The organism is Streptomyces sp. NPDC104096, assembly GCF_055584385.1.
Map to the genome: position 1 here is coordinate 1 of NZ_JBVJMD010000017.1, position 12,781 is coordinate 12,781.

The window sequence follows — 12,781 nt, forward strand, 5'->3', positions numbered from 1 at the left end:
CCCCCCCCCCCCCCCCCCCCCCCCCCCCCCCCCCCCCCCCCCCCCCCCCCCCGCCGCCCCCCCCCCCCCCCCCCCCCCCCCCCCCCCCCCCGGGACCGACCCGGTGACCGGCCGCCGGCGAACGCCACCGCACGGGAGCGCGCTGGACCCCGGCATGGACGGACGGGGCGTTCCGGTCTGTGGAACGCCCCGTCCGTCACGTCGTGCGAGCCGCCTCAGAGGCGGGAGACGTTCCGTTCGTAGACCATGCGCAGGCCGATGAGGGTCAGCCACGGCTCGTGCTCGTCGATCACCGACGCCTCGCCCAGCACCATCGGCGCCAGCCCGCCGGTGGCGATCACCGTCACCTCGTCCGGGTCGTCCGCCAGCTCCCGTGCCATCCGGCTGACGACGCCGTCGACCTGGCCGGCGAACCCGTACACGATGCCGGCCTGCATCGCCTCGACCGTGTTCTTGCCGATCACGCTGCGCGGCCGGGCGACCTCGATCTTGCGCAGCTGGGCGCCCTTGACGCCCAGCGCCTCGACCGAGATCTCGATCCCGGGCGCGATGACCCCGCCCACGTACTCCCCCCGCGCGCTCACCGCGTCGAACGTGGTCGCCGTGCCGAAGTCGACGACGATCGCCGGACCGCCGTACAGCTCGACGGCCGCCACCGCGTTGATGATGCGGTCGGCGCCGACCTCCTTGGGGTTGTCGGTGAGGATCGGCACGCCGGTCTTCACCCCGGGCTCCACCAGCACCGCGGGCACGTCGCCGTAGTACCGGCGGGTGACCTCGCGCAGCTCGTGCAGCACGGACGGCACGGTCGCGCAGATGGCGATCCCGTCGATGCCGTCGCCCAGCTCCTCCCCCAGGAGCGGGTGCATGCCCATCAGGCCCTGGAGGAGCACCGCGAGTTCGTCCGCGGTGCGCCGGGCGTCCGTGGAGATCCGCCAGTGCTCGACGATGTCCTCGCCGTCGAACAGGCCGAGCACCGTGTGCGTGTTGCCTACGTCGATCGTCAGCAGCATGGCCGGTCCCGCTCCCTACTCCGCCGCCCGCAGATCCAGACCGATGTCCAGGATCGGCGAGGAGTGGGTCAGCGCCCCGACCGCCAGGAAGTCCACACCGGTGTCGGCGTAGGTCTTGGCGTTCTCCAGGGTCAGCCGGCCCGACGCCTCCAGGAGTGCGCGCTCGCGGACGATCCCGGCCGCCTCCGCGCACTGCTCCGGCGTGAAGTTGTCCAGCAGGATCAGGTCGGCGCCCGCCTCCACCACCTCGCGCAGCTGGTGCAGGGTGTCGACCTCGACCTCGACCGGTACGTCCGGGAAGGCCTCGCGCACGGCCGCGAAGGCCTGCGCGACGCCGCCCGCGGCGACCACGTGGTTGTCCTTGACCAGGGCCGCGTCGGACAGCGACATCCGGTGGTTCACACCGCCGCCGCAGCGCACCGCGAACTTCTCCAGCGAACGCAGGCCCGGCGTCGTCTTGCGGGTGTCGCGGACCTTCGCCTTCGTGCCCTCCAGCGCGTCCGCCCACGCGCGCGTGGCGGTCGCGATGCCGGACAGCCGGCACAGCAGGTTGAGCGCGCTGCGCTCGGCGGTCAGCAGGTCGCGCGTGCGGGTGGTGACCGACAGGAGCTTCTGCCCGGCCTCGACCCGCTCGCCGTCCTCCACGTGCCGCTCGACCTCGAACTCGTCCGTGCAGACGACCGAGATCACCGCCTCGGCGACCCTGAGGCCGGCCACGACACCCGCCTCGCGCGCGGTGAAGTCGGCGGTGGCCACGGCGTCCTCGGGGATGGTCGCGACCGTCGTCACGTCCACGCCGTTGTCCAGGTCCTCCTGGATGGCGACGTTGGCGATGTCCTCGACCTCCAGCGGGTCGAGCCCCGCCTCGGTCAGGAGCTGCGCGAGCGCGGGGTCGAGGCCGCACTCCAGGTATTCCTCGCCGGTGTCCGCGCCACAGGCACAGCCGTCGCCGCAGCCGTCGGACGAGGCGAGGGGAAGGTCGGAGGTACTCACTGCTGTCACTGCTCCTGGGGACGGTGCGTGGCGGTCCCCGCCGCCCCGGCGGGGCCGGGAGCGGAGGGGAGGGTCGGGGGGAAGTCTGCGGTGTCCGTGGTGTGCACGGCCAGCGAGCGGTCCGGATTCAGCCGTACGACGATGTGGCGCCGCCAGGCGCTGTCGTCGCGGTCGGCGTGGTCCTCGCGCCAGTGGCAGCCCCGGGTCTCCTCGCGCTGCCCGGCCGCGGCGACCAGGACGCGGGCCACGCACAGGAGGTTGGTGGCCTCCCAGGTGTCGACGCCGGGCTCGGCGGTCTTGCCGTTCTCGTCGAGGGCGTCGCGGGCCTCGCTGTGCAGCCGCTGGAGCTGGTCGGCGGCCCGGGCGAGGGAGCCGGCGGAGCGCAGCACACCGGCGCCCTCGGTCATGATCCGCTGGATCGCGAACCGGTCCTCGGGGGCGAGCAGCGGGTGGGCCGGCTTCTCGGGCTGCGCGACCGGCGCGGGCACGCGCGCGTGCAGCCCCTCGCGGGTCCGGCCGCTCGTGATGTCGGCGACGATGCGCTCGGCGTAGACCAGGCCCTCCAGGAGGGAGTTGGAGGCGAGCCGGTTGGCACCGTGCACGCCCGTGCAGGCGACCTCGCCGCAGGCGTACAGGCCCGGCACCGTCGTACGGCCGTGGGAGTCGGTGCGCACCCCGCCGGAGGCGTAGTGGGCGGCCGGGGCGATCGGGATGGGCTCGTGCACCGGATCGATGCCGTGCGCGCGGCAGGCGGCCAGGATCGTCGGGAAGCGGTGCTCCCACATCTCGGCGCCGAAGTGCCGGGCGTCGAGGAACATGTGCTCGGCGTCCTGCTCCTGCATCCGGCGCATGATGCCCTTGGCGACGATGTCGCGCGGCGCCAGTTCGGCCAGCTCGTGCTGACCCACCATGAAGCGCACGCCGTCGGCGTCGACCAGGTGGGCGCCCTCGCCGCGCACGGCCTCGGAGACCAGCGGCTGCTGGCCCTCGGCGTCGGCGCCCAGGAACAGCACGGTCGGGTGGAACTGCACGAACTCCAGGTCGGAGACCTCCGCGCCGGCCCGCAGGGCGAGCGCCACGCCGTCGCCGGTGGACACGGACGGGTTGGTGGTCGCGGCGAACACCTGGCCCATGCCGCCGGTCGCGAGGACCACGGCGGGCGCGTGCACGGCGCCCACGCCGTCGTGCTGGCCCTCGCCCATCACGTGCAGGGTGACGCCCGCAGTGCGGCCGTCGGCGTCCGTCAGCAGGTCCAGCACGAGCGCGTTCTCGATCGCGCGCAGTCCGCGCGCGTGGAGCGCCTCGACCAGCGCCCGCGAGATCTCGGCGCCGGTCGCGTCGCCGCCCGCGTGCGCGATGCGGCGGCGGTGGTGGCCGCCCTCGCGGGTGAGTTCCAGCCTGCCCTCGGCGGACTCGTCGAAGTGGGCGCCGGTCTCGATCAGCCGCCGTACGGCGTCGGGGCCCTCGGTGACGAGGATCCGTACGGCCTCCTCGTCGCACAGGCCCACGCCCGCGACCAGCGTGTCGTCCAGGTGCTGCTCGGGGGTGTCGCCCTCGCCGAGGGCCGCGGCGATACCGCCCTGCGCCCAGCGGGTGGAGCCGTCGTCGAGCCGCGCCTTGGTGACGACGACCGTGGTCAGGCCCGCGGCCTGACAGCGCAGCGCCGCGGTCAGGCCGGCCACTCCGGAGCCGACGACCACCACGTCCGCGGAGATGGACCACCCGGGCGCGGGCGCGTGCAGTCGTATGCCTGTGCTGGTCACGAGGCGGCTCCGAAGGTGAGAGGAAGGTTGTCGATCAGCCTGGTCGTGCCGACCCGGGCGGCCACGGCGAGGACGGCCTCGCCGGTGAAGTCGTCGTCGATCTCGGTGAAGTCGGCCGGGTCGACGAGCGCGAGGTAGTCCAGTTCGAGCGGCGGGTCCAGCCGCGCGGCGTCGTCGAGCACCAGCCGGGCGGCGGCGCGCACGGCCGCCGCGCAGCCGGGCACGGCCTTGGCGACGGCGTGGGTGTCGGCGGCCGCGCGGGACTCCCCGATGGCGCTGAGCGCCTCGGCACGGGCGTGCGTGACGGGTGTCGCGCGGGCCCGGGCGCGCAGCGCCTCCTGGGCCGCGTGCCGGTCGCGCCCCGCGAAGAGGGCCTGGGACAGGGCGAGGGCGGTGCGCCGCTGCCCGGGCGAGAGGTAGCGGTTGCGGCTGGACAGGGCCAGCCCGTCCTCCTCGCGCACGGTCGGCACGCCGACGATCTCGATGCCGAAGTTCAGGTCTTGCACCATGCGCCGGACCAGGGCGAGCTGCTGGGCGTCCTTCTGCCCGAACAGCGCCACGTCGGGCCGGGTGAGGTGGAGCAGCTTGCCGACCACGGTGAGCATGCCGTCGAAGTGGCCGGGGCGGGTGGCGCCCTCCAGCCGCTCGCCCATGGGGCCCGCGCCGATCCGGACCTGCGGTTCGCCGCCCGGGTAGACCTCCTCCACGGACGGGGCGAAGACGACGTCGGCGCCCGCCTGCTCGGCGAGCTCGAGGTCGGCCTTCAGGGTGCGCGGGTAGCGGTCGAGGTCCTCGCCCGCGCCGAACTGCAACGGGTTCACGAAGACCGTGACCACGACCTCGCCGTCCGGACCGGCGAGCTCGCGCGCGGTGCGGATCAGGGTGGCGTGTCCCTCGTGCAGGGCGCCCATGGTCATCGCGACGGCTCGGCGGCCCGCGGGCACGCGTGCGTGCAGCTCTCCCGCGGTACGCAGCAGGGTGGTGGTCATCCGGCGGCTCCTTCGGTGCCGTGGGTCCCGTCGGTGCGGTCCGCCCCGTCGGCGAGCACCCCGAGCAGGTCCTCCGCGAGTTCCGGCTTCAGCAGTCCGTGGGCGAGCGCCCGGTCGGCGGTCGCGCGGGCCATCGCCAGATAGCCGGCGACGGTTGCCGGGGCGTGCTCGCGCAGCTGGGCGATGTGCGCGGCGACCGTGCCCGCGTCCCCGCGCGCGACGGGGCCGGTCAGCGCCGCGTCGCCGGAGCGCAGGGCGTTGTCGAGGGCGGCGCCGAGCAGTGGGCCGAGCATCCGGTCGGGCGCCTCGACGCCGGCCGTGCGCAGCAGTTCCATGGCCTGGGCGACGAGGGTGACCAGGTGGTTGGCGCCGAGCGCGAGGGCCGCGTGGTAGAGCGGCCGGTTCTCCTCGGCGATCCACTCCGGTTCGCCGCCCATCTCGATGACGAGGGCCTCCGCGGCCAGCCGCAGCTCGCCGGGGGCGGTGACGCCGAACGAGCAGCCGGCCAGCCGCTGCACGTCCACGGGGGTGCCGGTGAAGGTCATCGCGGGGTGCAGTGCCAGCGGCAGGGCGCCCGCGCGCAGGGCCGGGTCCAGCACCTTCGCGCCGTACCGCCCGGAGGTGTGCACGAGCAGCTGTCCCGGGCGCACGGCGCCGGTCTCGGCGAGCCCCGTCACCAGGCCGGGCAGGGTGTCGTCCGGGACGGTCAGCAGCACCAGCTCGGCCCGGCGCAGGACCTCGGCCGGCGGCACGACCGGCACGTCGGGCAGCAGCAGCGCGGCCCGCCGGCGGGAGGCGTCGGAGACCCCGGAGACGGCCACCGGGCGGTGGCCGGCGAGCTCCAGGGACGCGGCCAGCACGGGACCCACCCGGCCGGCGCCGACGACGCCGACGGTGAGCCGCGCGGGGCGGTCCCTGGGGTCTGGCTGTTGGACTGTACTCACGCGACCGTGACCTTCCCGTTCCAGTCCGCTCTGGGTACCGGACGATTTCTCGTCATGTTAACGCGATCGGCCCCACCCGGTCCGGTTGTCCACAGGCTGTGGGTTTCCGGACCGGTCCGGATCCGCCCCGCGCGCGTGCCCGCACGGACCCGCGCACGGCATGATCCGGGGCATGGACGAGACGACGGAACAGGGCACGCGGGAGACGCGGGACGCGGGGGAAGCGGAGGACGTGGAGGGCGCGCGGGACGCGGGGACGTCGGCCGGGTCCCTGGGCGAGCGGCGCTCGGCCGTCCTGCGGGAGGCCCGGCGCACGCTGTCGCGCGCGGGTGCCCGGAGCACGCTGCGCGAGCGGCTGGCGTACCTGCACGAGACGGCACCCGAGGTGTACGACCTCGACGAACCGGCGGACATCTACGGCAACGGGGTCGTGGAGCGCCTGGAGGAGCGGGTCGCCGCCCTGCTGGGCACGGAGGCCGCCGCGTTCTTCCCGACCGGCACGATGGCCCAGCAGGTGGCCCTGCGCTGCTGGGCGGGCCGCACCGGCGACACCGCGGTCGCGCTGCACGCGCTGGCGCACCCCGAGGTGCACGAGCGGCACGCGCTCAGCCAGGTCAGCGGGCTGCGCCCAGTACGGCTGACGAACGAACCGCGGCTGCCGACCGCCGACGAGGTGCGCGACTTCCCGGAGCCCTTCGGGACGCTGATGCTGGAACTGCCGCTCCTGGACGCCGGTTTCGTCCTGCCCGCCTGGGAGGAGCTCGGCGAGGTCGTGGAGGCGGCGCGCGAACGGGACGCGGTGGTGCACTTCGACGGCGCGCGGCTGTGGGAGTCCACCGTCCATTTCGGCCGCCCGCTGGCGGAGATCGCGGGCCTCGCGGACAGCGTCTACGTCTCGTTCTACAAGTCCCTCGACGCCTTCGGCGGCGCGGCGCTCGCCGGGCCCGCCACGCTGGTGGAGGAGGCGAAGGTCTGGCGGCACCGGTACGGCGGCCTGGTGTTCCAGCAGTTCCCCACGGTGCTGTCGGCCCTCGTCGGCCTCGACCGCGAGCTGCCCCGGCTGCCCGACTACGTACGCCACGCGCGCGTGGTGGCCGACGCCCTGCGGACGGGGTTCGCCGAGGCGGGGGTGCCGTGGGCCCGGGTGCACCCGGAGCGGCCGCACACCCACGAGTTCCAGGTCTGGCTGCCGTACGAGGCGGACCTGCTCTCCGATGCGGCGGTGCGTCAGGGCGAGGAGACGGGGACCCTGCTCTTCGCCTCCGGCTGGCGGTCCGGCGGTCCGGGCCTGGCCTTCACGGAGGTCGGGGTGCGCGCCACCGGCCTGGAGTGGACGCCTCGGGACGTGACGGCGGCCGTCGGCGACTTCGTGTCCCGGCTGCGCCGGACGGACGAGCGCACCGACGGCTGAACGGCCCCGGGAGCCCGGCCCGGACGGCCGGCCGGCCGGCCCGGGCCGACGGCGTGACCGACAGCGAGGCCGACGGCCGCGGTCGGTACGGCCGACGGTCACGGTCGGTACGGCCGGTGGCCGTGCCCCGCGCCGCCGACGGCCCCGGACGGCGCTGTCGGTGGTGGAGTGCACCATGGGGGCATGAGCGTGAGCATCGACATCGCGGGGCTGCGGCCGGAGAGGGTCACCGTCGTGCCCTCCCCGCTGGCCGAGCTCGGCATGGCGCTGCACGCCCTGGCCGAGCCGGGGCACCATCCCGGTCTCCAGGGCTGGGTGACGAGCGTCACCAGTCGGCTCGACTCGCACCTGGCCGACCGGATGTGCGAGGCCGACTTCCTGTGGCGCACGACGTTCTCGGACCTGTTCCTGCCGTTCGCGGGCATCCCGGGCCGCGGCACGCTCCCGGGCGCCACGCTCCCCGGCGCCACGCTCGCCGACGACCTCGACCTCCTGGACCGGCTGACGGACGAGCAGTTCGTGGACGCGGCCATGGAGTTCACCTGCACGCTGAACTACGACGTCCAGGCCCCGGACCTGCTCGCCGACGCCGACGCCCGCCGCCGCGCGCTGGAGATCGCCGCCTCCCGCGGCCCGCAGCAGGTGCGTTTCGCGCAACGGCTGCTCGACGACCCGCCCAGCGTCCGGGCCTGGCTGCGGCGGTTCCTGGAGGACTGCGACGAGGCGTTCTTCGACGAGGCCTGGTCCCGGCTGCGCCACCAGCTGACGGCGGACGCCCGGCACAAGACCGAGCTGCTGCGGCGCAAGGGACTGGCCGAGGCGCTGGCCGCGGTCTCCCCCGTCGTGACGGTCGACGAGAGCGCCGGGCGGATCCTCGTGGACAAGCTGGCCCAGGGCCGTACGACCACGGCGGGCGGCGGCCTCCTGCTGGTGCCGACCAGCTTCGGCCTGCCGCATCTGACGGTGCTGCACCGCTACGGCTGGCAGCCGCTGCTGCAGTACCCGGTCGGATCGCCCGAACCGGTCTCCGCCCCGTCGGTCGAGCAGCTCGCCCTGCGGATGACCGCGCTGTCCCACCCCGTCCGGATGCGCATCTGCCGCCATCTGGCGCGCAGCGCCCACACCACCGGCGAGCTGGCCCGGATACACGGCATGACGGCACCCGAGATCTCCCGGCACCTCGGGGTGCTGAAGAAGGCGGGCCTGGTCATCACCCGGCGGCGCGGCCGGTACGTCCTGCACCAGCTGGACGTACCGGTGGTGGCCCGGCTGGGCAGCGACTTCCTGGAGGGGATCCTCCGCTAGCCCTGGGGGGACCGATCGCCGGGCCCCTGGGTCAGCCCCGGCCGCCGGCCCGCACCAAGCCCGTCTCGTAGGCCAGGACCACCACCTGCACCCGGTCCCGCAGCCCCAGCTTCGTCAGGATGCGGCCCACGTGCGTCTTGACGGTCGCCTCGGACAGCACCAGCCGGGCCGCGATCTCCCCGTTGGACAGCCCCTGGGCGACCAGCACCATCACCTCGCGCTCCCGGTCGGTGAGCCGCTCCAGCTCGGCGAGCCGGGGCTCCTTGCCGGTGGCGGGCAGCATCGGCGCGAAGCGGTCGAGGAGGCGGCGGGTGGTGGAGGGGGCGACCACGGCGTCACCGCTGTGCACCGAGCGAATCGCGGCCAGCAGTTCGGCGGGCGGCACGTCCTTGAGCATGAACCCGGACGCGCCCGCCTTCAGGCCCGAGAAGGCGTACTCGTCGAGGTCGAACGTGGTCAGGATGAGCACCTTCGGCGGCTCGGGCTCCGAGCAGATCCGGCGGGTGGTCTCGACCCCGTCGAGCTTCGGCATGCGGACGTCCATCAGGACGACGTCGACCTCGCAGGAGCGCAGCACCTGAAGCGCCTCGACCCCGTCGCCCGCCTCCGCGACGACCTCCATGTCCGGCTGGGCGGCGAGCACCATCCGGAATCCGGTGCGCAGCAGCACCTGGTCGTCGACGAGCATCACGCGGATCGTCATGAGCCTCTTCCGTTTCGTGGTTCGCGGTTGAGCGGTTCGCGGTCGGGCGGTCTGCTCGCGGTCGAGCGGCTTGCTCGCGGTCGGTGGGTCAGGCAGGGGCGTGACAGGTGTCAACGGGGGGCGCGCGTCGGCGTCAATGCGCGGGTTTGAGCGGGAGCAGGGCACTGATACGGAATCCTCCGCCCGGGCGAGGGCCCGCGTCGAGGGTGCCGCCGACCATGCCCACGCGCTCGCGCATGCCTATCAGGCCGTGCCCACGGCCGTCGGCGCCGCCCTCCTCGTACAACTCGTGCGGGGCGCCCTTCCCGTCGTCCTCGACGAGCAGACCGAGTCCGTCGTCGAAGTAGACCAGGCGCACGCTCGCGCCGGCGTTCGGGCCGCCGTGCTTGCGGGTGTTGGTGAGCGCCTCCTGCACGATGCGGTACGCCGTGAGCTCGACGCCGCTGGGCAGCGGGCGCGGTGTGCCCTCGATCTTGAAGTCGACGGGCAGCCCCGAGTCCCGGCACTGCTCGACGAGGTCCTCGATCTGCTGGACGTCGGGCTGCGGCACGTACTCCCCGACCTCCTGGTGCTCCCCGGTCCGCAGCACCCCCAGCAGGCGGCGCATCTCGGCGAGGGCCTGGCGGCCGGTGGAGGAGATCGTCTCCAGGGCCTTCCTCGCCTGGTCGGGCGCCGCGTCGAGGACGTAGGCGGCGCCGTCGGCCTGCACCACCATCACCGACACGTTGTGCGCGACCACGTCGTGCAGCTCGCGCGCGATCCGGGCGCGCTCGGCGGCGACCGCGACCTTCGACTGCGCCTCGCGCTCCTTCTCCAGGCGCGCGGCCCGCTCCTCCAACTGCGCGAAGTAGGCGCGGCGGGTGCGCATGGAGTCGCCGAGCACCCAGGCGAGGGCGAACGGCACGGTCTGGAAGATCACGATCGCCAGGTTGCCCACGGCGCTCGAGTTCTCGTTCGGCCACCGCAGCTGGGCCAGGGTGGCCGCGACCAGGCCCATGCCCAGGGCGAGCCAGGACGCCCAGCGGGCGCCGGTCGCGGCGACCGTGTAGACGATCACCAGCATGGCGAAGTCGGCGGCCGTCGTCTCGACGTCCAGCGCCAGCTGCGTCAGTCCGAGCACGGCCGTCAGCAGGAGCATCTGCACCGGCAGGCGTCGGCGCAGCGCGACCACCAGGCACAGCAGGAACGTCACGGGGATGATCCGGGCCGGGGAGTCGGTGCCCGCGGTCTCCGCGCGGGCGGCTCCACCCGCGACCGAGATCCCGAACAGGACGGCAGCCCAGAAGCTGTCGACCCAGGTCGGGTGCCTGCGGATGAGGTCATAGAGGCGCTGCACGCCACCCAGCGTAGGGAAGCCGGATGTGGGTGGGGGTCAACCGGAGGGCCGATCCGTGCCCGACGCGCGTACTCCGCAAGGTGGAGGCCGTGATCAGCACGACGCCTAGTCTGTCCGGGTGGAGCAGCACACGAAGGACCCGGCGGACGGGACGGGCGCGGCGGACCCGGTGGACGGGTGGCGTGGCTGGCGGGCGGCGACCGAGGACGCCCTGTACGGGCCGGACGGCTTCTACCGGCGGCCGGAGGGCCCCGCCGGTCACTTCCGTACGTCGGTGCACGCCTCGCCGCTCTTCGCCGAGGCGGTGGCCCGGCTGCTGTGCCGGGTCGACGAGGCCCTGGGCCGGCCCGCCGCGCTCGACTTCGTCGACCTGGCCGCCGGCCGCGGTGAGCTGGTCCGCGGGGTGCTCGCCGCGCTGCCCGCGGACGTCGCCGCCCGCACGCGCGCGTGCGCCGTCGAGATCGCGGACCGCCCGTCCGGCCTCGACCCCCGGATCGGCTGGCTGCCCGAGCCGCCGCGGGAGGTCACCGGGCTGCTGTTCGCCAACGAGTGGCTGGACAACGTGCCCGTGGACGTCGCCGAGGTGGACGCGGCGGGCGTGGCACGACTGGTGCTGGTCCGGGCGGACGGCGCCGAACGGCTCGGGGAACCGGTCCGGGGAGCGGCGGCGGACTGGCTCGCGCGCTGGTGGCCGTTGCCGGCCGAGGAGGGGCTGCGCGCGGAGATCGGGCTCCCCCGGGACCGCGCGTGGGCGGCCGCCGTCTCCCGCGTGGCGCGGGGGCTCGCGGTGGCCGTGGACTACGCGCACACCGCGGACGCGCGCCCCCCGTTCGGGACGCTGACCGGCTTCCGGGAGGGGCGCGGGACGGTGCCCGTGCCCGACGGTTCGTGCGACATCACGGCGCATGTCGCGCTGGACGCCTGTGCGCTGGCGGGCGCACGCCGGATCACCCAGCGCACGGCGCTGCACTCCCTGGGGCTCACCGGCGCACGTCCCCCGCTCGCGCTCGCCTCCGGCGACCCGACGGCGTACGTCCGCGCCCTCGCGCACGCCGGAGAGGCCGCCGAACTGACCGCGCCCGGTGGGCTGGGCGACTTCGGGTGGCTCCTTCAGCCGGTGGGTGTCACGGACCCGCGCGCCCTACTTGTCGATGTCCCCGACCACGAAGAACAGTGAGCCGAGGATGGCCACCATGTCCGCCACCAGCGTGCCCGGCAGCAGCTCGGTCAGCGCCTGGATGTTGTTGTACGAGGCGGACCGCAGCTTCAGCCGGTACGGGGTCTTCTCGCCCTTGCTGACCAGGTAGTACCCGTTGATGCCGAGCGGGTTCTCGGTCCACGCGTAGGTGTGGCCCTCGGGCGCCTTCAGCACCTTCGGCAGCCGCTGGTTGATCGGTCCGGGCGCCAGCCCGGGGAGCCGGTCGAGGCAGGCGTCGGCGAGGTCCAGCGCGTTGTGCGTCTGCTCCAGGAGGCACTCGAAGCGGGCCAGGCAGTCGCCCTCCTGCCGGGTGACGACCTTCAGGGTGTCCTGGAGCTCCCCGTAGGCGAGGTACGGCTCGTCGCGGCGCAGGTCGAAGTCGACCCCGGAGGCGCGCGCGATCGGCCCGCTCACGCCGTACGCGTGCACGGTGGCCGCCGTGAGGGCGCCCACGCCCCGCGTACGCCCGCGGAAGATCTCGTTGCCGAGCACCAGGTCGTCGTAGACGTCCATGCGCGACCGCACGGCGGCCACCGCGGCGCGGGCGCGGCCCGCCCAGCCGGCCGGCAGGTCCTCCTTCAGGCCGCCGACGCGGTTGAACATGTAGTGCATGCGCCCGCCGGAGACCTCCTCCATGACGTTCTGGAGGACCTCGCGCTCGCGGAACGCGTAGAACACCGGGGTGATGCCGCCCAGCTCCAGCGGGTACGACCCGAGGAACATGAGGTGGTTCAGCACCCGGTTCAGCTCGGCGAGGAGCGTGCGCGTCCACACCGCGCGCTCCGGCACCTCCATGCCGAGCATGCGCTCCACCGCGAGGACCACGCCCAGTTCGTTCGAGAACGCCGACAGCCAGTCGTGGCGGTTGGCGAGCATGATGATCTGGCGGTAGTCGCGCGCCTCGAAGAGCTTCTCGGCGCCGCGGTGCATATAGCCGATCACCGGCTCCGCGCTGACGATGCGCTCGCCGTCCAGCACCAGCCGCAGACGCAGCACGCCGTGCGTGGAGGGGTGCTGCGGCCCGATGTTGAGCACCATGTCGGTGCTCTCCGCGGCGCCGCCGATCCCGACCGTGGTCTCCGTCGTAGGAGTCATGGACACAGTCTCCCCTACGTAGGCTGGCCCC

Annotated in this window: 11 protein-coding genes; 3 read left to right on the forward strand and 8 right to left on the reverse strand. The window is 74.3% G+C overall.

All coding sequences use genetic code 11. The features are described 5' to 3' along the window. Positions 1 to 215: 215 nt before the first annotated feature. The 5 genes from ACZ60B_RS19170 to ACZ60B_RS19190 are packed head-to-tail and all read right to left on the reverse strand — an operon-like array spanning position 216 to position 5,702. Positions 216 to 1,013, reverse strand: a complete 798-nt coding sequence (locus tag ACZ60B_RS19170) for a type III pantothenate kinase (RefSeq protein WP_152887713.1) — start codon at positions 1,011 to 1,013, stop codon at positions 216 to 218. Between the two features lie 15 nt (positions 1,014 to 1,028). Beyond that, entirely contained in the window at positions 1,029 to 2,006 is a 978-nt protein-coding gene (gene nadC / locus ACZ60B_RS19175) for a carboxylating nicotinate-nucleotide diphosphorylase (protein ID WP_469388401.1), read from the reverse strand. Positions 2,007 to 2,011: 5 nt separating this feature from the next. Next, a complete protein-coding gene (locus ACZ60B_RS19180; protein ID WP_469388403.1) occupies positions 2,012 to 3,769 on the reverse strand; it encodes an L-aspartate oxidase in 1,758 nt (585 codons plus the stop codon). Next, positions 3,766 to 4,758 carry a pantoate--beta-alanine ligase gene (gene panC, locus ACZ60B_RS19185; protein WP_469388407.1) on the reverse strand — a complete coding sequence of 331 codons (993 nt, stop codon included), beginning with the start codon at positions 4,756 to 4,758 and terminating at the stop codon, positions 3,766 to 3,768. The genes ACZ60B_RS19180 and panC overlap by 4 nt, the downstream gene beginning before the upstream one ends. After that, positions 4,755 to 5,702 (reverse strand): Rossmann-like and DUF2520 domain-containing protein, encoded by a 948-nt coding sequence (locus ACZ60B_RS19190; protein WP_469388410.1) that lies wholly within the window; start codon positions 5,700 to 5,702, stop codon positions 4,755 to 4,757. The genes panC and ACZ60B_RS19190 overlap by 4 nt, the downstream gene beginning before the upstream one ends. Before the next feature lie 172 nt (positions 5,703 to 5,874). Between ACZ60B_RS19190 and ACZ60B_RS19195 the strand changes: the two genes are divergently transcribed. Then, entirely contained in the window at positions 5,875 to 7,113 is a 1,239-nt protein-coding gene (locus ACZ60B_RS19195) for a threonine aldolase family protein (protein ID WP_469388412.1), read from the forward strand. Between the two features lie 183 nt (positions 7,114 to 7,296). Next, positions 7,297 to 8,418 carry a DUF5937 family protein gene (locus ACZ60B_RS19200; protein WP_469388413.1) on the forward strand — a complete coding sequence of 374 codons (1,122 nt, stop codon included), beginning with the start codon at positions 7,297 to 7,299 and terminating at the stop codon, positions 8,416 to 8,418. Positions 8,419 to 8,449: 31 nt separating this feature from the next. Here the strand turns inward: ACZ60B_RS19200 and ACZ60B_RS19205 are convergent, their stop codons facing one another. Continuing rightward, a complete protein-coding gene (locus ACZ60B_RS19205) occupies positions 8,450 to 9,121 on the reverse strand; it encodes a response regulator (RefSeq protein ID WP_469388415.1) in 672 nt (223 codons plus the stop codon). Between the two features lie 133 nt (positions 9,122 to 9,254). Then, complete coding sequence (locus ACZ60B_RS19210; RefSeq protein ID WP_469388416.1) at positions 9,255 to 10,457, reverse strand: sensor histidine kinase; 1,203 nt, start codon at positions 10,455 to 10,457, stop codon at positions 9,255 to 9,257. A 118-nt stretch (positions 10,458 to 10,575) separates the two neighbouring features. Here ACZ60B_RS19210 and ACZ60B_RS19215 point away from each other — a divergent pair, with 118 nt between their 5' ends. Beyond that, positions 10,576 to 11,634: an SAM-dependent methyltransferase gene (locus tag ACZ60B_RS19215; RefSeq protein ID WP_469388418.1), complete on the forward strand. Its 1,059-nt coding sequence runs from the start codon at positions 10,576 to 10,578 to the stop codon at positions 11,632 to 11,634. Here ACZ60B_RS19215 and ACZ60B_RS19220 read toward each other — a convergent pair. Continuing rightward, positions 11,599 to 12,750, reverse strand: coding sequence for an NADH-quinone oxidoreductase subunit D (locus tag ACZ60B_RS19220; protein ID WP_469388420.1), 1,152 nt, complete (start codon positions 12,748 to 12,750; stop codon positions 11,599 to 11,601). The two genes, ACZ60B_RS19215 and ACZ60B_RS19220, sit on opposite strands and share 36 nt — an antisense overlap. Positions 12,751 to 12,781: the final 31 nt, after the last annotated feature.

Bases quoted from the DNA above. Each gene is read 5' to 3' on its own strand.
- ACZ60B_RS19170 (WP_152887713.1), bottom strand. From the start codon at position 1,013: ATGCTGCTGACGATCGACGTAGGCAACACGCACACGGTGCTCGGCCTG.
- panC (WP_469388407.1), bottom strand. From the start codon at position 4,758: ATGACCACCACCCTGCTGCGTACCGCGGGAGAGCTGCACGCACGCGTG.
- ACZ60B_RS19195 (WP_469388412.1), top strand. From the start codon at position 5,875: ATGGACGAGACGACGGAACAGGGCACGCGGGAGACGCGGGACGCGGGG.
- ACZ60B_RS19200 (WP_469388413.1), top strand. From the start codon at position 7,297: ATGAGCGTGAGCATCGACATCGCGGGGCTGCGGCCGGAGAGGGTCACC.
- ACZ60B_RS19205 (WP_469388415.1), bottom strand. From the start codon at position 9,121: ATGACGATCCGCGTGATGCTCGTCGACGACCAGGTGCTGCTGCGCACC.
- ACZ60B_RS19220 (WP_469388420.1), bottom strand. From the start codon at position 12,750: ATGACTCCTACGACGGAGACCACGGTCGGGATCGGCGGCGCCGCGGAG.